Here is a 17,860-nt window from a genome sequence, read left to right on the forward strand (position 1 = left end):
CCACCGCACCGGACGCTTCACGCGGTCCCCTCGGCGCACCGCTCCCGCTGCCCTCCCGGCAGTCGACAGCACGCGCCCCGGCCCCCCGCGATCCCCCACGACCACGGGATCGGGCGGCGCACACACCGATCCGACCCTCTCCCCAGGGAGGCAGCATGTCACTCCACCAGCAGCCGGAGTCCGGACCCGCACCGGCGCCGGAGGCGGGCTTCCAGTCGCGGATGAAGGTCATCCGCGCGGCGGTCATCGGCACCGTCGTCGAGTACTACGACTTCGGCATCTACGGCTACATGGCCACGTTCGTGGCGATGCTCTTCTTCGTCTCGGAGGACCCGACGGCGGCCCTGCTGGGCACGTTCGCGGCCTTCGCCGTCGCGTTCTTCATGCGCGTGCCCGGCGGCATCCTCTTCGGCCACATCGGGGACCGCTACGGGCGCAAGCGGGCCCTGTCCTGGACCATCCTGCTGATGGTCCTGGCCACCGCCGCCATCGGAGTGCTGCCCAACTACTACACGCTCGGCGTGTGGGCGACCGTCCTGCTGGTCCTGTGCCGCTGCGTCCAGGGCTTCGCGGCGGGCGGCGAACTCGGCGGCGCCAACGCCTTCGTGGCCGAGTCCGCCCCGGCGCGCTGGCGGGCCACCCAGACCTCCCTGGTCAACTCGGGGACCTACTTCGGCTCGCTGTTCGCCTCGCTGGTGGCGCTCGCCTTCACCACGGCCTTCACCGAGCAGCAGATGCTGGACTGGGCGTGGCGCCTGCCGTTCCTGCTCAGCCTGCCCATCGGCGTCATCGGCCTCTACATCCGCAGCCACCTGGACGACACCCCGCAGTTCAAGCAGTTGGAGGACAAGGGCGAGACCGAGCGCATGCCGATCCGGACCCTGCTGGTCACCAACTGGCGGTCCGTGCTGAAGATCATCGGCCTGGGCGCGGTGATCACCGGCGGCTACTACATCGTCTCGGTGTACGCGGCCACCTACCTCCAGACCACCGCCGGGCACTCCGCCCAGTTGGCCTTCGCCTCGACCTCGGTCGCCATGGTCGTCGGCGCCGCCACCCTGCCGCTCTCGGGCTACCTGGCCGACACCATCGGCCGCAAGAAGGTCATCCTCATCGGCAGCGTCGGGGCCGCGCTCCTGGGCTTCCCGATGTTCATGATGATGTCCGCCGGCCCGGCCTGGGCCGCGATCGTGGGCCAGACGGTGCTGTTCGTGTGCGTCTCGGTCGTCAACGGCGCCTCGTTCGTCACCTATGCCGAGATGCTGAGCGCCTCCACCCGCTACAGCGGGATCGCGCTCGGCAACAACGTCACCAACACCTTCCTGGGCGGCACCGCGCCCTTCATCGCGACCTGGCTGATCAGCGCCACCGGCCAACCGCTGGCGCCCGCCGGCTACTTCGTCCTCACCGCCCTGGTGACGCTGGTGGCCGTCCTGTTCGTCACCGAGACGCGCGGCACCGAACTGCCCATCGACTGAATCGACTGAGAGGAGGACGGGACATGCGGACAGCGGACGCGACGAGCGGCGGGACCGGACACGGACTGGCCGGGCGAGTCGTCCTGGTGACGGGCGCCGCGGGCGGCATGGGCAGGGCCGAGGCCCTGGCACTGGGACGCGAGGGCGCCCGGGTCTGGGTGGCGGACCTGGACGCGGAGCGCGGCGAGGACACGGCCCGTCGGATCGGTGAGCTGGGCGCGGCGGCCCGGTTCGCCCGCCTGGACGCCGCCGACCCGGACGACTGGGCGCGCCTGCGCGACCGGATCGCGGACGAGGACGGCGGACGCCTGGACGGGCTGGTCAACAACGCCGGGGTCAGCCACCGCTTCGGGATCGCCGACACCACGGACGAGGACTGGCGCCGCGTGCTCGACGTCAACCTGTCCAGCGTGTTCTACGGCATGCGGTCCATGGCACCGCTGCTGCGCGAGTCGGGGTCGGCCTCGGTGGTCAACGTGTCCTCCATCGCCGGGATGACCGGCTACTTCTCCGCCTCCTACGGCGCGAGCAAGTGGGGCGTGCGCGGCCTGAGCAAGGTGGGCGCGCTGGAGTTCGCGCCCTGGGGCGTGCGGGTGAACTCCCTGCACCCCGGGCTGGTGGACACCCCGCTGCTGCGCTCGGGGACCGACGACTTCGTCGAGGAGAGCCTGCGCTCGGTGCCCGCGGGCCGGGTGGCCGAACCCGGCGAGGTCGCCGACGTCGTCCTGTTCCTGCTGTCGGAGGCCTCCCGGTACGTGACGGGGGCCGAACTGGTCGTCGACGGCGGCCTGACCTCCGGCGGCCTCTACCACCGGATCACCTCGGGCCTGCGGGACGGGCCCGTCTGAGGATCCGGACACGGCTCCGGGGAGGCGCCCACCGTCCAGGTGCGCCTCCCCGGTTCCCGGACCGCGCGGGGACTCCGGAACCCCCTGCGCCTCCGGGAGCGGCACGCGGTCCGGGGTCCGCCCGCGCGGGCACCGGTCCGCGGGCCGGGGCGGACCGCCCCGTCGAGGTCCTGGTGGTCGCGACGTTCAACCCCGACGAGTACGTCTGCGAGGCGCTGCGCGCGGGCGCCAGCGGGTTCCCGCTCAAGGCCGCGCCCCCGGCCCAGCCCCCGCACGGCATCCGCACGGTGGCCACCGGCGCGGCGCTGCTGGACCCCGAGGTCGCGCGGCAGCTCGTGGTCGGGTACGCCGCCCGGATCCGGCCCCCCGACGCCGCCGCGGCCGACGCCCGGCTGACCCCGCGCGAGCCGGAGGTCCTGCGTCTGATCGCCAACGGCCTGTCCAACGGCGGGATCGCCGCGAGCCTGTTCACCAGCCAGGAGACCGTGAAGACCTTCGTCTCGCGCATCCTCACCGAACTCGACCCGCGCGACCGAGTCCAGGCCGTGGTGTACGCCTACCGGCAGGGGCTGGTGACCTGGCCCCCGCGCCGGGCGCACGCCGTTCGCCGCACGGGCTTGACCCTGACACGGTGACAGGGTCTTCACTCGGGTGCAGGAGGTGGTTCCGATCAACGCTGCCGACACGACCCCCAAGAACGCCCGCGTCGCCGGCGCCCTGTCCGCCCGGAACACGTCGGTCCGGCTCCAGGCCGCCCTGGCGGCCGGGTCCGACCCCGACCCCTCGCTGCTGGAGCCGCTCGTCGAGCGCTGCGCGGTCGAGCCCGACTTCTTCGTACGGGACATGCTGTCCTGGGCGCTGACCCGACTCCCGCCGGAGACCGTCCTGCCGCGGATCCGCCGGGAGCTCGTCTCCGAGCGCGTCCAGGCCCGCAGCCAGGCCCTGCACCTGCTCTCCAAGATCGGTGACGGGAGCACGCGGACCTGGATCACCCGCGACATGCTGCGCGACGCCGACGACCGGGTCGCGCGGACCGCGTGGCGCGTCGCGGTCGCCCTCGTGCCCGAGGACGACGAGGAGAGGAGGGGCCTGGCCGGTGAGCTGGTCCTCCAACTCGGTCGCGGTGACCGCGACGTGCGGCTGAGCCTGAGCCGGGCCCTCGTCGACCTCGGTGACGTGGTCGCGCCCGCTCTGGAGAGGGCGGCGGAGGACCCCGACCCGGCGGTGGCGGCGCACGCCCGTGCCACCGAGCTGCTCCGGCGGGACCCGGAGAGCGGTTTCGACGCCGCCGTCGAGGAGGCCGGACGGGTGGTCGCGCTCGGTCCGGAGCGGGCCGCCGCTGCCGCCGCCGCGGTCGCGTCGGCGGGCACCGGGGCGCTGGAGGCCGCCGAGACGGCGGGGGAGTCCGAGACGGCGGTGGCCGCCGGGGACACGGAGGACGGGTATTGCTGATCGGTGACGTGGCCCGCCGCTCCGGGGTGAGCACCCGGATGCTCCGCCACTACGACGCCCTGGGGCTGGTGAGGCCGACGGGCCGTACCGCCGGCGGCTACCGCGAGTACTCCGACGAGGACGTCCGCAGGATCTTCCAGGTGGAGAGCCTGCGGACCCTCGGGCTCTCGCTCAAGCAGATCGGGCGGGCGCTGGAGGATCCGGCCTTCACCCCCTCCGCCCTGGTGGGCGACCTCATCCGGTGGACGCGGGAGCGCCTGGCCCGGGAACGGGAACTGCTCGATCGGCTCCGCGCGATCGACGCGTCGGAGCCCGCCGACTGGCAGGACGTCCTGGGCGTCGTCGAACTCATGCGGGGGCTCGACGCGACCAGCGCCGCGCGCAGGCAGCAGGCCGTCCTGTCCCGGCCGGGGGACGCGTCGGTCCCCGCCGAACTGCTGGCCGGGGCGGTCCTGGCCGAGTCCGACCCCCACGTCGCGGGCGCCCTGCGCTGGGCGCTCACCCGGTCGGGCGGCGACGGCGTGGCGACTCTGGCGGCCGGTGCGCGGTCGCGGGACCCCGACGTCCGGCGGCGCGCGGTGCTGGCGGTCGCCGGGATGCCCGGGGCCCCGGGGGTCACCGCGGTGCTCGCGGACGCCCTCGGGGATCCGGACCCCGTGGTGGTCGGGCACGCCGCCCTGGCCCTGGCCGGGTACGGCGAGGCCGAGGCCGTACCCGCGCTGGTCGGCATGGTGGTCGACGGCCGCAGGGACGTGGAGGCGGCGGAGGCGCTTGGAGGGCTGTCCCGGGACCCCGTGTGCGCGGACCGGATCACGGCCGCCCTGACCGATGAGCTCGCCGCACCCGACGCGGAATCCGCGACACGGATCCGTCTCGTCCAGGCTCTGTTCGAGATCGGGGGGACCGCCGTGCGCCGGACCCTGGACCGGCTGGCCCGCGACGGGGACCCCGCCGTCGCCCTCGTCGCCTCGGCCCTGGCCGCGACCCTCCGGGAGCGGTCCTCCGGGGAGGGGGAGGGCCGGGCCGAAGAGGGCTCCTGAGAGCGCGCCGCCGGGGCACCGGCGCGCCCGGTTCCGGGCGCGCTCCGCCGGAACCGGACGCACCGCTCACCGGAACGCGGCGGGAAGGGTCATCAGGTCGATCCCCCACAGCGGCGGAAGCAGGAACAGCGTCCCCGCGATCACGAGGGCGAGGGCGATGAGGTTCAGCCAGAACCCGCTCCTGACCATCTCCATGATCGTCACCCTGCCGGTGCCGAACATGATCGCGTTCGGAGGGGTGCCCACCGGGAGCATGAACGCGCAGTTCGCGGCCATCGCGCAGGGGACCATCAGCGCGTACGGGTGGATGTTCAGGGAGACGGCGAGGGCCGCCATGACCGGGAGGATCATCGTCGCCGTCGCGGCGTTCGAGGTGATCTCCGTCAGGAACAGCACGAGCGCGGTGGCGATGACGACGGTCAGGATCACGTCGACCCCGTCGAGCACGCGTAGCTGCTCGCCGATCCACGCGGAGAGGCCGGTGTCCACGAACCCCGCGGCGATGGCCAGCCCGCCGCCGAACAGCAGGAGGATCCCCCAGGGGATCCTCCTGGAGTCCTCCCACTGGAGGATCCTCCTCTCCCGGGCGCCGCGGGTCGGCAGCGTGAACAGGACCACCGTCGCGACGATCGCGATCACCCCGTCGCTGATCCCCGGAAGAAGGCCCTCCCACAGGAACGACCGGGTCACCCACATGAACGCCGTGCAGAGGAAGACACCGAGCACGAGCTTCTCCTCGGTGGACATCCGGCCGAGGGACCTCCTCTCCTCCCGGATGATCTCCCTGCCGCCGGGAAGCTGCTTGAACCGGACCCTGAGCTTGACGCCCGTCAGGTAGAACCACGCGATGGCGAGGAGGACGACGGCGAGCGGGACACCGAACAGCATCCAGCCGCCGAACGAGACGCTCTCGCCGAAGAGCTCACCGGTGGTCGCCGAGAGGACGGCCAGCGGCGGTGTCCCGATGAGCGTGCCGAGGCCGCCGATGGTGGCCGCGTAGCCGATGCCGAAGACCACGGACTTCTCGAACCTGGGCAGGTCGTCGGCGAACTCCCCGCCCCGCAGCGAACGGGAGGCCTGGTACACGACCGCCAGCCCGACGGGGATCATCATCATCGTGGCGGCCGTGTTGGAGACCCACATCGACAGGAAGCCCGTCGCGACCATGAAGCCGAGGACGATGCGGCGCGGACTCGTGCCGATCGCCGCGACGATCGAGAGGGCGATGCGCTGGTGGAGGTTCCACTTCTCCATCGCGATCGCGAGCGAGAACCCTCCCAGGAACAGGAAGATGATGTCGTTGCCGTACGCCGCGACCACGGCGTCGCCCTCCAGCGCGCCGGTCAGCGGCAGGAGCGCCACCGGGAGCAGGGAGGTGACCGGGATGGGTATCGCCTCGGTGATCCACCAGGTCGCGACCCAGAGGGTGGTGGCGAGGACCGCCCGCCCCGCCGAGGAGAGCCCTTCGGGCTCGAAGAACACGAGCGTCAGCACGAACAGCAGCGGACCGAGCACCAGCCCGGTGACGCGCGCGGGCGTGTAGCCGGGGCCGGGACCGGGACCGGGGTCGCCGGACTCCGCGGCCGGTCCCGCGGCCTCGGGGCCGTCATGGGCGGCGGCGGACCCGCCGCCGGAGGCCGCCGGCTCGGTCCGTCGCGACCTCCCGCGTCCGGAGAAAGTCAGGAGCCCTTTGACGTCCCTGTGCGACGCCCACAGGCTCTCCCACAGGGAGTACGGGTAAGAGGTTGCCATCACTGCACCTTCTTCTGGCCCCCGCCCGGCGCGGAGCGCGGCGGGGGACCGGTTCGGGGGGTACGCGGGTCGGCACCGGCCGGTGGAACGGGGCCTTGGGGACTCCGCGAGGGAAACAGGGGACCGTCGCCGGTCGCGGCACCGGCTCCGTCGTCGGTGCCCGTGGCCGGGACGGCCGTTCACGCCGCCTCGGAGCGGTCGTGCGCGGGGACGGCGGCCCCCCGTGTCCGCGACCGTCGCGGGAGCCGCCCTTCCCGGGCGGTCAGCCGTGCAGGTCCCGCAGGACCTGGTAGAACTCCGCCTTGCCTTCGAGCCCGATGCCCGGGAAGTCGCCCGGCGCCACACGCCCGCGGGTGACCACCGCGTCGTCGGCGAAGCCGCCCGTGGGCTGGAACTCCCCGGGGTAGGACTCGTTGCCGCCGAGCTTGAGGGCGGCGGCGATGTGCAGCGAGAACTGGTGCCCGCCGTGCGGGATGCACCGGCGGGAGGACCAGCCGTGCCGGGCGAGCATGTCCAGGACCCGGCGGTACTCCGTCAGCCCGTAGCTCAGCGCCGGGTCGACCTGGACGAAGTCGCGGTCCGGGCGCATCCCGCCGTAGCGGATCAGGTTCCGGGCGTCCTGGAGGGAGAACAGGTTCTCGCCGGTCGCGATGGGGTTGCGGTAGTCCTCCGACAGCGTCGCGTTCAGGGCGTAGTCCAGCGGGTCGCCTACCTCCTCGTACCAGAAGAGGCCGTACCGGTCGATGGCCCGGCCGTACTCCAGCGCGGTCCGCAGGTCGAACTTGCCGTTGACGTCCACCATCAGCCGGGACCCGTCGCCGCCCAAGACGTCGATGACCGCCTCGATGCGCCTGAGGTCCTCGGCCAGGTCGGCGCCGCCGATCTTCATCTTGACGACCTCGTACCCGGCGTCGAGGAAGCCCCGCATCTCGTCCCGGAGGTCCTCCAGGGTCTTGCCGGGCGCGTAGTAGCCGCCGGCGGCGTAGACGAACACGTCCTCGTCGGGGTCGCCGTCGCCGTAGTGGTCGGAGATCCACCGGTACAGCGGCACCCCCGCGGCCTTGGCGGCGAGGTCGTGCAGCGCCATGTCCACCACGCCGACGGCGACGGAGCGTTCACCGTGTCCGCCCGGCTTCTCGTTGCGCATCATGACGTCCCACGCCCGGGCGGGCGAGAGCTCGCCGTTCCCGTCCAGCAGATCCTCCGGGGCGGCGCCGCGCAGCCGCGGCAGCATCCGCTCGTTCAGGATGGCCGTGGCGTTGTACCGGCCGTTGGAGTTGAAGCCGTAACCCACCAGGGGTCTGCCGTCGACCACCACGTCACTGACCAGCGCCAGGATCGTGCAGTCCATCCTGCTGAAGTCGATGTACGCGTTGCGCATCGACGAGCTGATCGGGATGGTGCCGACGTGGGCGGAAACGATTCGCATGGGTCTCTTCCTGTCGGACTTGGTCTTATAAGTCCCTTATAAGTTATGCGGAGCCTATACTGGCCGAGACGGGGGTCACAAGACCGTGAGCGGGATTCTGGTGAGAGAGGTCACGATGACCGGCGCGAACGTCTTCTCCAGCAAGGGCGGGCTGGCCTACACCGAGCTGCGCCGCCGCATCACCTCCGGTGAGCTCGCCCCGGGCTCACGCCTGCCGCAGTACGAACTGGCGGAGGAGATGGGGATGAGCATCACGCCCCTGCGCGAGGCGGTCAGGCGGCTGGCCAGCGAGGACTGGGTCGTGATGGACACCCACCGGGACGTGCGCGTGGCGCCCATGAGCGCCACCGAGGCGCGCGAGCTGCTGGAGGCCCGTTTCTCGCTGGAGCCCTCCGCCACCGAGCTGGCCGCGATGCGCCGCACCGAACGCGACATCGCCGCGATGAGGGCGGCGGCCGACGAACTCCTGCCGGTCACCCGTACCTGGGGGGAGGAGGCCATCGCGGCGCACCGGGCCTTCCACCGGGCGATCTACGCCGCCTCGCACAACAGTGTGATGACCAGGCTCCTGGACGACCTGTGGGACAAGGCCGACCGGTACCGGCGGATCGGGCTGGAGCTGCCCGCGGGCGCCGAGCCGCGCACCCTCGACCTCAACCAGCACCACGAGATCCTGGAGCTCGTCGCCATCGGCGACGGCGCCGCCGCGGCCGGACTGGTGCGCTCCCACATCCGCAACAGCCTCGGAGCCGTGGTCACGGACACCCTCGAAGGCAGGGAACGCGCCTACCACCCCATCGCCGAGCGCTCGGTCTGAGACCGCCGGAGCGCCGACCCCGTGTACCACCGCTACCGGAAGCCCTCACGGCTCGCCCCGTGCGGGGCGGGCGGGAGGACGCCACCCGTCCCGGCGGGCGCTACTCCAGGGTCTCGTCCACGAGGGGAAGGCAGGCCAGCACATCGTCGTTGACCGCCTGTTGGAGGTCCTCCGCGTGGGCGACGTGCTCGTCCACGTCGTGCTCGGAGAACGAGACCAGGTACTCCGCGTAGTCGTCGTAGACCTGGGCGTTGGGGGTGTCGGTCCGCCCCAGGGTTCCGTAGCCTTCGACCATCGCGCTGTCGATCTGCTCAGGACCGGTGACGAACCCGGTGGCGGGCGCGGTCTCGGCGACCTCGCTCAGCACCCGGCAGAACTCCTCGTCGAGGAGCCCCGTGCTGGGGCTCCCGGCGACCGCCTGGCGCATCTGCTCCCGGGCCCGCTCCTCGGCCGCCGCCAGCGCCTCGATCCGGGCCTCCTCCTCCCGGTAGCCCAGGTAGAGCAGCACTCCACAGGCGCTCAAGACCGTCATGGTCCATCCGGCCGTGATCGCCAGCCGCGACAGGCCGCGCCGCCAGTAGGTGCGCCGCACCGCGAGGTGGCCCAGCACCGCTCCCGCCGGCGGGGCGAGGAACGCCAGGACCACGGCGAGCGCGGGCAGCCGTGTGGGTACCAGGTCCTCGGCCAGCTCCCCGGCGTCACCGGTACCGTCCCCGGACACGCGTCCCTCGCTGCCCGCGCCACCGTCCTCGGACACGCGGTCCTCGCCGGGGGCGGCCGAGTCCCTCTCCCCGGGAGCCCGGTCCGGGTTCCGGTCCGCCTCGTCGTCCACGTCCGCCATCGTCTTCCCCTCGCGTTCTTCCACGTGCGCCGCGCCGTGACGGCCGTGCGGCGTGCTGTCGTGGCGTGTTCGCTCCTCCGGTCCGCTGCGCCGTCACGACGGTGGACGCCGAGGCGCACCCACCGGTTCCGTGGACGGTGCCGACACGGTGGTGATCCCTCTTTCCACCGAGAAGAAGACGCCTGGATATTCACCTTTCAAGAGAACGATCAACGCCATCATGACATCTGGCTGTAAAGAGTAAGGAATGGACGAACCGCTGTGGTGAACCGAAGAACCCCGTCGGCGACGAGACCCGCTTGCCGGAAGTACACGTGAGTGCCCGCGGTGGCCGTTCCCACTCCTGGGCGGCGATCCTCGCCCAGTGCGCCGGGGGGCTCATCCTCTACGTCACCGTGTCGTTCACGGTGGGGCTGCTCTCGGGTTCGCCGGTGCTCGGCACGGCCGTCTCCGGCCCCGTGGTGTTCGGCGCGGTCGCGGCCTGGGGGCGCTGGGCCCCCGGGGCGTGGTCGTCCAGCCGTGTCTCGGAGCAGGCACGGGAGACCCAGTTCTGGGTGTTCGTCCTCCTCGGGCTGGTGACGTGCTTCCTCGGAGGCCAGACGCTGGCCGTGTGGCTCTACGCCGAGTACGGGTCACCCGTCTTCGACGCCGCGCAGAGCGCCCAGAACGCGGTGCCGGTGGCGCTGCTGCTGTTCGCCCTGGTCGTGGCCGCTCCGGCGGGCGAGGAAGCCCTCATGCGCGGTCTGGTCTACCCGCTGCTGCGGCGCCGCTGGCCGGTACTGGCCTCGGCACTGGTCAGCTCGGCGGTGTTCGCCGCTCTGCACGGCAACCTCGTGCAGATCGCCGTGGCACTGCCGTTGGGAATGCTGTTGGCCTTCGTCCACGAGCACGTGGGCAGGCTCTGGCCGGTGGTCGTGCTGCACGCGCTGTTCAACCTCGCCTCGGTGCTGGTGCCCGTCTACCTGGTCGGGGCGATGGCGACCCCCCTGGTGTTCTCCACCGCGCTGGTGGGCGCGGCCGCGGTCCTGACGGTGCTGTACCCGGCGCGTAACGACGACGATCGCGGCGGGAGGGCCCCCTCGCCGGGGTGAGCGCGTCTCGGCCGTCCCCTTGGTGGTTGGCCGGTACCGGCCAACCACCAAGGGAGCAGGACCGGCCCGGTGCGGCGGGGGAGGCCTCACCGCCGCGCGCCCGCGGCCGTCAGGCCGCGCAGCGCCCGCTCGGCGGGTCCCCGGACCCCGTACCGCTCCATGAGCGAACAGGCGAGTACCGACACCGACCAGACGGCGGCCGCCACGAACACCTGCCAGGCCAGGGCCAGTTCCCCGACGCCGCACACGCGCAGGGCCCCGGCCGCCAGCGCCAGAAGCACGGTCTGCGACAGGTAGGCCGACAGAGAACGCCTTCCGGTGGCCGCCAGCGCTCGGCCGAGGACCCCCGACCCCGTGGCGCGGTGTGAGGCGGCCAGGGCGACGAGCGCCAGGTAGGCGGCTCCGGCCAGCAGTCCCGCCAGGCCCTGGTGCCAGGCCGTGAGGGCCCGCGCCACGACGCCGGTGCCGTCCACGCTCACCCAGAGCACCGGGAGGGCCGCGGCGGGTACGACGAGTCCGACCAGGACCGCACCGCAGAGCCCCCGCCGGTGCCGGTGCGGCCGCTCGATCGGTCCCCGGCCCGCCAGCCATGCTCCGAGCAGCGCGCCGGGCAGCGCCATCGACGACAGCACCGTCGCCGGTGTCGCGACGGTCCAGACCACCAGGTTGGCCGCGATCCCGACGAGGCGCTCGTCGAACAGGGCCTGGGCCGCCAGACCGTGGCTGCGGGCCAGGACCGCCTCGGGCCCGGCCACCGCCAGGAAGAACGTGGACACCGTGCAGACGAGGACGGCCCACAGCAGTGCGGACCGCCAGCGGCGGGAGGCGACGATACCGGCGACCGCCACCGTGACGAGCCCGTAGACGCCCAGGATGTCCTGGGGGAAGACGAGGGCGTGCACGGCGCCGAAGGCCAGCAGCCACAGGCCCCGCCCGCGCAGCAGCGCCGAGGCGCGCTGTTCGGCCCGCTCGCGGTCGAGGCCCGCGGCCAGGTCCGCCCGGATGGATTCGTGTGCGGTTCTCGCCAGGCCGAAGCCGAGCAGCAGCGCGAAGAGCGGGTAGGCCCGCCCGTCGACCAGCAGGTGCAGCAGGTTCGAGACCAAGTTTTCATGGGTTTCGGACGCATTCGGGTCCAGCCGAAACCAGTAATGGGCGTTGGCCGCAGCAATGAGGAGCAGCATCACCCCTCGCGCCAGGTCCGGAACGAGTAGGCGCCCGTCGGAGTTCTCCATCGTGCCCGGTACAGGCGTTTCTGCTCGTTTACCAGCACACATGGCAGCAAATTATCAGATACGCGTACTCTGGACCGCCGTGTGGCCTGACAAGGGACGAAGGGCGGTCCTCGCAGGGGTCCGGCCTTTGCGGAGTATTCGAAACCGATGGTGCGCACTCGGTGTGCCACGCCCAAAATATCGGGGGATGTGTCAGTACGACACACTAGGCAGCATTGAAAACCCCCGGATTTCCAGTCGGAACAAGGAGACCCCCACCGTGACCTCCAGCAAGGCCTCCACCAAGGTGCTCGCGGCCGCGAGTGCGGCCGCCGTGCTGTCTCTGACCGCGTGCTCGGGCGGCACGGCCGTCTACGACTTCACCGAGCCCGTGACTGAACCGACCCAGAGCATCGGGTTCCGCGTTCCCGATGAGCTGCTCGAGCTGAGCGACGGCTACGCCGAGAACCGTGTGTACGAGTCCATCACCGTCACCTCGGTCGAGTCCGAGGACCCCTCGCAGTGCGCCGTGGAATACCAGTTCGAGTACGCCGAGGGTGGTCTCGACCGTCTTCTCGCATACGTCGAGGAGACGGCCGAACGCAACAGCGGCACCATGGAAGAGCGCATAGCCGGCCTCCTGACCGGAGAGCCCGAGAGTTCGGAACTCAGCGAGGACTACAGTTCCGCGGTGGTGCCCATGTCGTGCGCGGTCTCGCCGAACGATGCCGAGAACACCGTGCGTGTAGCTTTCTCGCAGATGATCGAGGACGAACCCCAAACTTTCGCCCGCGCCGAGATCGCCGTCATGCAGGGCAACGAGCTGTTCGTCCACGAGCCGGAGGTCAATGACGGCTGGCAGCTCGACTCCAACGGCAGTTGGATCCAGGCCGAGTAGGGCCGAACGGTATCCGGGGAGAAATACGGTCCGTTGTCGTCCGTGACGAGAACACCCCGCGATGAAAGGTCGCGGGGTGTTCGTACGTCACTCGCCGTACCCCCGGTCGCCCGTCTCGGCCTGGCGCTGATCGCGTTCGTAGGCCGCACCGGTCTTCGGGTGCAGCAGTGCCTCGTAGGGGCCGGGCGCCTGGGACGGCGTCTTGACCGTCAGCGTCCGGGGACGGCGCCCGTAACCGTGCAGGTCGTCGTAGAGCGCCCACTCGGTACGCTGCGCCGCCATCGACTCCAACCGCGGTTGCGGTGTCCCCCAGATCGCGCTGGACGTCCTCGCCGTGGTCTGGCCGCCCGCGCCCTGGTCGCGTTCGGGTGCCTTCTCCCCGTTTGAGGACGGAGCGGGGGACTCGCGGGAGGGCTCCGGGGCGTTTTCGGGGTTTCCGGTCAGTCCGGAGGGCTGCTCCCTGGCGGGCTCCGGGGTCGCGGTCGGCTCCTGCGCCCTCCCCTGGGCGGCTTCCGGAGTGGTCTGTCCAGCTCCGAGGCGGGCCTCGCGCTCCCCTGCGGTCTCCGGCTTGCCCAGCGCCTCCCACGCGGAGATCGCGGCATCGGCATCCTCGGGGCTCATGCCGGTGACGAGCATGTCGAACCGCGAGGCCTCACGGTGACCGCGCTCCGCGAGCAGGTCGTTCACAAGGACCCGATCGGCCAGCGCACGATCCGGCCCCTTCCCGCCCGCGTCCGCCTCCACCTGCCGACGCGGTTCAGCGGGCGCGTGCCAGGGGTTGTCGGTGTTGTGGATGATCCAGTCGCTGTCGCGGAAGTGGCCGGAGATGGTACGGCCGAGCTTGGTCGCGTTGATGGGGCCGCTGGACTCGAAGGCACCGAGGGAGAGCTCCCGTCCCAGCTTCTTCTCCCACTTGTTCGACCACTCGGCCAGTGACGGGAAGGCGCCCTTGACCGCCTGCTTGTCCAGGTACCCGTGCCCGCCCATGAAGTCGCCCGGATAGCGGTCGGAGTGGTGCTCCCGCCAGTGCTGGCGGGCGACCCGGATCATGGGGGTGCTGTTGATGTCGAGGTCGAAGTCGCTGGGCACCGACTCGAGGCCGAGGCGCCACATCGCGTCGTGCGGGCGGCGCAGCGGGCGGTCCCGGCTGTCGCCGAACCACTCCTGAAGGCGCTGCGCCGCCTCCGGGTTGTCCGGCAGATCCTCCTCACGGGGAAGGGTCTTGTGCATCCCCGAGAAGAACCCGGCGCCGGTTCCCTTGAGGCGGATGTCCACCGCGGACGGGTCCACTCCGTCCTGGCGCAGTGCCTCCAGCATCTCCGTCCCGAACTGCTCGTAGAGCTCCGGAGTCATCCCCATCGGGGCCTCCCGCTCGGCGAGCCACTTGATCTGGACCGGGCTGATGCCGAGGAACTCCAGGTCGCGTTTGGTGACGGCGTAGCCGGAATCATCGCGCGGCCACCAGTCGGGGTATGGCTCCTCACCGTCGAGGACCCGGATCATCCGGCTGTCGAACGGATCGGCGGGGTCGAGCTGGCCCGTGATTTCGATCGGCTGCCATCGGGGGCCGAATCCCGGGTCCTGCCCGTCCGGGAGACTCATCGGATCCTCCGCCAGGACGGTTTTGTTACCCCCTAGAGCAGGACCCCCGACGTTGACACTGCTTGCCGCGGTCCGCTCCGCGGCAAGTTCCTGATCTCTTCCAAAGGAGACACCGTCCAGCGTGCTCGGGCGGTCACCGGGCAGCGCGACCCATTCCTTTTGCCCGAGGTAGCCCATCCCTGTCAGGGGGAGAGATAGAACGTCCTGTGCGGGCATGCGGTCGATCAGGATTACGCCAGGACCTCCGCGGGTCTCCAGCCAATCGGAGGCGATTTGTCGGTCCGCCGACCAACTCTCCAACGGTCGGCGAAGTGCTTGGAAGCTGGAGCCGACATTCAAGTCGGCCCAGTCGGGCCGGGGTCCTCCCTCCGGCCAGGTCAAGGTCCGATAGCCGATCAGCTCTGAGACTCCGCGTTCGGCGAGGAGCTCCTGGGTCATCTCATACTGGGTGCGCACGAAGTCCCGCAGCGCATTGCGGCTGTAGTCCAGTTCTTTGTCCACGTCTTCACGCATCTTCGAGTCCATGTCCCATCCCAGGACTCGGGGAAGGCCGAATTCTTCTTCCGTGGCCTCCTGCAACGCCAGTACGCGCGCGTTGTTGTTGGACCCGAAGGCCCAAGCACCCATCACTTCACTGACCGAGATCTGGCGTACCAGGGTGTCGGCCTCTGGCCGGTCCATGCGTATAACTTTGTCCGGAGCGTGTCTGGGGTCGGCCGGGTCGAGTTCATCGACGTGGAGGACATCGGCTCCCATGGAGGGGTACTGCTCGTTGTAGGGGACGAGAACGTATTGGTGATTGCCCAATCTCTGTGGCATGTCGCTCCCGACGTTCAGACCAAACGCCGCGAGGGCGAGCTCTGCTGTTGGGGTCCGCATCCTTTGAGCGAGAGCTTCGATGGCGATGGTTTTGGCCTGGGGCGTATGACTGATGCGCCCGTCGTCGCTCAGCAGGGCCTCGCCGATCAGCTGCTGGTGCTCCCGCTCCGGCGAGTCCTGAACGGGTGGGGGGACATATCGCTCCGTACTGGGTGCGGGCTGTTCGTTTGGTTCAGGCGACCGCGGGGACACGGGCGTCCTCTCCTTTTAATATCTGGGGGCGGGACACTAACGGTGGGGAAGCCGAAGGTAGCGCGATGGTTTGACGGGGGAATGGCTCATGGGCTCAGCAGCGAACCCGGTACTGGGTAAAGCGCAGGGGTTTTGGGGATTGGGGCACCGAGAGCGCCGATTAGAGAGGGGCCGCGGGGCAGGGAGTATTGAAGCGGAGGCGTGCCGTGCCCCAGATAAGGCACGCCCTTCATGTCCGGCTGGGCTTAGGCAGGAAGATCACACCACGAACACCACGCCGGTGGCATTCGATGGTGCAGGTAAACAGCGGAGGCGCGGACTGGGAAGTGCCGCTAGATAAGCAGGGCCGAGCGGTACCCTTTGTCCCCGTGGTCAGGTTTCGCGGAGGAACTCCTCGGCCTGGCTGCGGAGTGGCTCGGGGGCGACGGACCAGATCGGAAAGCGCATCAACTCTCGCAGCTTGACCTCCTTCACCTCCCGGGGAGCGTCCTTGCGCAGGCCGAGGTGGAACCAGGCCTGGTCCAGCTCCTTGTAGGGAAGGTCCCAGTACACACCGACGCCCCCTTCCAGGTTGTCGGGTTGAGGGGAAACGACGGCGACCTCATCGGCGGTAGCAGCCGGAGTGATCTCCCTGAGCCTGAGCCCAAGCTGATCGATGAGGGCGCGAAATTGCATTCGGTGGTTTTCGATGGTCTCGGACGAGGGTCGTTCCCCCTCGAAGTACAGGGAGAGGAGCCATCCGTTCTCTCCAGTGCGTCCCAGCTCCAGGACGAGCAGGTCCGACATGTCATCGGTGAAGGTGCGGTGCGCGATGCTCGTCTTTGCCCCGTAGCCCTCGGCACGGGGCGTTCCTTCTTCAAGTTGGAGTGCCTGGTGTAGCCACCGCACCTGGTCGGAGGTCAGGTCTCCGTAGGAGCGAGCCACGAGTGCGGGCAGGAGCATGGTGGGAGGTCCCTTCTTCGGTCTGGTGTGTCCGGAGGACAAAAGGGTCATGCTGGTTGGACGCGTACTCGGGCGGTATGGCTGCCGGTCAGCCTTGCTCGTTGTCCCGTGGGCGATCGCTGAGGAGTGGCACAGGTGTCCTCAGCGTACCGATACAGGGTCTGACGCGGCCTCGGCCGCCCGCCTTGCCCAGAGCAGGCGATCATCCCGGCCCTACTGGACCATGCGCCTGGTACAGCGTGGGGATTGGAGATGCCGGGGTGTCGATCAGGTTTCGCGGAGGAACTCCTCGGCCTGACTGCGGAGGCGTTCGGGGGCGGCGGACCGGGGATCTGAACCCCGGATGGGCGTGAACCCGAACCGCACGGGCATCCCCGCCCCGTCGGCGCCCGTGCCGCCCGTGCCGCCCGATGGCCGGGAGGGGCGGACCTCCTCGGTGCCCGGGGCCGGTGTTCTCAGCCGCGGGCCAGTGCGCGCAGCTCCTCCAGGCTCGCGGCACGGGACTCGGGGGCGTCGGCGTCCACCCGTCCCCCCTGGGGGTCGTCGACCCTCCCGGCGCAGGACCGGAGCGCCTCCAGCGCGGTCAGCCCCTCACCGCGCAGGCGCACGTGCTCCATCGTCCACCAGCCCCGGGCGGCGTTGCCCGCCGTGTCGGGCGGCAGGAGGGGCTGGAAGTCACTGGCCTCCTCGGTCTCCGAGGCCCACAGGTACCCGATGAGGCCGCCGTCCCGGTGCACGGGGAGGTACACCACGGGCCCCGCGGTGGTCGGTGTGTAGGAGCGTCCGACCAGTACGGGGGCCAGCGCCTCGTCGCTCCACCGGTCGAACGCCCCCTGCCCCGCGCCCGGCGCGCGCGCCGTCCCCCCGGCGCCGTCGGCCCCGCGGGACGGGTCGGGCTCCGCCCCGCCCCGGTCCGTTCGGTACCCGTCCCCGGGTGAGAACCCACCGTCCATGGCCGTCCCCGCTTCCTCTCGTCTCCAGCTATCACTGCGGTACCGGGTGACATGCCCGGCTCAGGGGGGAGGGATCCCGTCCGGGCGGTCGGCGTGCTCGGGCACGATCCCCGGCGGGACCGCCCCGGCCCGGTCGTCCTGAGGGGCCCCGGTCCAGCTTGCCAGCGCATCGAGGGCGTCCAGCCCCCGGGCCCGGGCCAGGATCAGGCGGCGCACCCAGGCGCCCTTGGCGTTCAGCCCCGCCGGACCGGGCACTGGCAGGAACCCCGCGGCGGCCCCGTCCCGCGAAGCCCAGAGGCGGCCCAGCGCGCTCCCGTCCTCCCGCAGCACCGGTACGTGCAGCACCGGACCGTCGGTGTCGGCGGCGAACCGGGGCTCGGCGCCCGTGAACTCGGGGCGGAACTCGTCCCGCCCGGCCTGCTCTTCTTCGGTCAT

At 71.0% G+C, this 17,860-nt stretch carries 15 protein-coding genes and 1 pseudogene; 8 read left to right on the forward strand and 8 right to left on the reverse strand.

Annotation, left to right across the window (positions count from 1 at the left end; translation table 11 throughout):
- The first annotated feature begins 155 nt into the window (after positions 1 to 155).
- The 5 genes and pseudogenes from ABD54_RS13355 to ABD54_RS13375 all read left to right on the forward strand — a co-directional run bounded on the left by ABD54_RS13355 (position 156) and on the right by ABD54_RS13375 (position 4,818).
- Positions 156 to 1,478 (forward strand): MFS transporter, encoded by a 1,323-nt coding sequence (locus ABD54_RS13355; protein ID WP_047869801.1) that lies wholly within the window; start codon positions 156 to 158, stop codon positions 1,476 to 1,478.
- Positions 1,479 to 1,501: 23 nt separating this feature from the next.
- Positions 1,502 to 2,326: an SDR family NAD(P)-dependent oxidoreductase gene (locus ABD54_RS13360; RefSeq protein ID WP_047869802.1), complete on the forward strand. Its 825-nt coding sequence runs from the start codon at positions 1,502 to 1,504 to the stop codon at positions 2,324 to 2,326.
- A 146-nt stretch (positions 2,327 to 2,472) separates the two neighbouring features.
- Positions 2,473 to 2,961, forward strand: a pseudogene (locus ABD54_RS13365) (LuxR C-terminal-related transcriptional regulator); the annotation flags it as partial.
- A gap of 16 nt (positions 2,962 to 2,977) precedes the next feature.
- The gene (locus ABD54_RS13370; RefSeq protein WP_047869803.1) at positions 2,978 to 3,778 is read left to right on the forward strand and encodes a HEAT repeat domain-containing protein; all 801 of its coding nucleotides are present in this window, start codon (positions 2,978 to 2,980) and stop codon (positions 3,776 to 3,778) included.
- Positions 3,772 to 4,818, forward strand: a complete 1,047-nt coding sequence (locus ABD54_RS13375; RefSeq protein ID WP_047869804.1) for a MerR family transcriptional regulator — start codon at positions 3,772 to 3,774, stop codon at positions 4,816 to 4,818. Before ABD54_RS13370 ends, ABD54_RS13375 begins: the two co-directional genes overlap by 7 nt.
- 66 nt (positions 4,819 to 4,884) lie before the next feature.
- Here the strand turns inward: ABD54_RS13375 and ABD54_RS13380 are convergent, their stop codons facing one another.
- The gene (locus ABD54_RS13380) at positions 4,885 to 6,570 is read right to left on the reverse strand and encodes a DASS family sodium-coupled anion symporter (protein ID WP_047869805.1); all 1,686 of its coding nucleotides are present in this window, start codon (positions 6,568 to 6,570) and stop codon (positions 4,885 to 4,887) included.
- Positions 6,571 to 6,832: 262 nt separating this feature from the next.
- Positions 6,833 to 7,999, reverse strand: coding sequence for an enolase C-terminal domain-like protein (locus tag ABD54_RS13385; RefSeq protein WP_047869806.1), 1,167 nt, complete (start codon positions 7,997 to 7,999; stop codon positions 6,833 to 6,835).
- Between the two features lie 115 nt (positions 8,000 to 8,114).
- Between ABD54_RS13385 and ABD54_RS13390 the strand changes: the two genes are divergently transcribed.
- Positions 8,115 to 8,816 (forward strand): GntR family transcriptional regulator, encoded by a 702-nt coding sequence (locus tag ABD54_RS13390; RefSeq protein ID WP_047869807.1) that lies wholly within the window; start codon positions 8,115 to 8,117, stop codon positions 8,814 to 8,816.
- 100 nt (positions 8,817 to 8,916) lie between these two features.
- Here ABD54_RS13390 and ABD54_RS13395 read toward each other — a convergent pair whose 3' ends face one another.
- Entirely contained in the window at positions 8,917 to 9,657 is a 741-nt protein-coding gene (locus ABD54_RS13395) for a hypothetical protein (RefSeq protein ID WP_047869808.1), read from the reverse strand.
- Positions 9,658 to 9,971: 314 nt separating this feature from the next.
- Between ABD54_RS13395 and ABD54_RS13400 the strand changes: the two genes are divergently transcribed.
- On the forward strand, positions 9,972 to 10,748 hold the full coding sequence (locus ABD54_RS13400) for a CPBP family intramembrane glutamic endopeptidase (RefSeq protein ID WP_047869809.1): 777 nt from the start codon (positions 9,972 to 9,974) through the stop codon (positions 10,746 to 10,748).
- Positions 10,749 to 10,834: 86 nt separating this feature from the next.
- Here the strand turns inward: ABD54_RS13400 and ABD54_RS13405 are convergent, their stop codons facing one another.
- On the reverse strand, positions 10,835 to 11,851 hold the full coding sequence (locus ABD54_RS13405) for a DUF418 domain-containing protein (RefSeq protein WP_235432052.1): 1,017 nt from the start codon (positions 11,849 to 11,851) through the stop codon (positions 10,835 to 10,837).
- 388 nt (positions 11,852 to 12,239) lie between these two features.
- On the opposite strand from ABD54_RS13405, the gene ABD54_RS13410 reads away from it, so the two are divergent.
- The gene (locus ABD54_RS13410) at positions 12,240 to 12,857 is read left to right on the forward strand and encodes a hypothetical protein (RefSeq protein WP_047869811.1); all 618 of its coding nucleotides are present in this window, start codon (positions 12,240 to 12,242) and stop codon (positions 12,855 to 12,857) included.
- Between the two features lie 87 nt (positions 12,858 to 12,944).
- On the opposite strand, the gene ABD54_RS28580 is transcribed toward ABD54_RS13410, so the two are convergent.
- The 4 genes from ABD54_RS28580 to ABD54_RS13430 all read right to left on the reverse strand — a co-directional run bounded on the left by ABD54_RS28580 (position 12,945) and on the right by ABD54_RS13430 (position 17,860).
- Positions 12,945 to 14,459: a hypothetical protein gene (locus tag ABD54_RS28580; RefSeq protein ID WP_200904104.1), complete on the reverse strand. Its 1,515-nt coding sequence runs from the start codon at positions 14,457 to 14,459 to the stop codon at positions 12,945 to 12,947.
- Between the two features lie 1,443 nt (positions 14,460 to 15,902).
- A complete protein-coding gene (locus ABD54_RS13420) occupies positions 15,903 to 16,472 on the reverse strand; it encodes a hypothetical protein (protein WP_082166805.1) in 570 nt (189 codons plus the stop codon).
- A gap of 455 nt (positions 16,473 to 16,927) precedes the next feature.
- Entirely contained in the window at positions 16,928 to 17,425 is a 498-nt protein-coding gene (locus tag ABD54_RS13425) for a hypothetical protein (RefSeq protein WP_047869812.1), read from the reverse strand.
- A gap of 60 nt (positions 17,426 to 17,485) precedes the next feature.
- On the reverse strand, positions 17,486 to 17,860 hold the full coding sequence (locus tag ABD54_RS13430; protein ID WP_235432053.1) for a hypothetical protein: 375 nt from the start codon (positions 17,858 to 17,860) through the stop codon (positions 17,486 to 17,488).

The sequence above is a fragment of the Nocardiopsis sp. RV163 genome (genome assembly GCF_001029525.1).
Classification (GTDB): Bacteria; Actinomycetota; Actinomycetes; order Streptosporangiales; family Streptosporangiaceae; genus Nocardiopsis; species Nocardiopsis dassonvillei.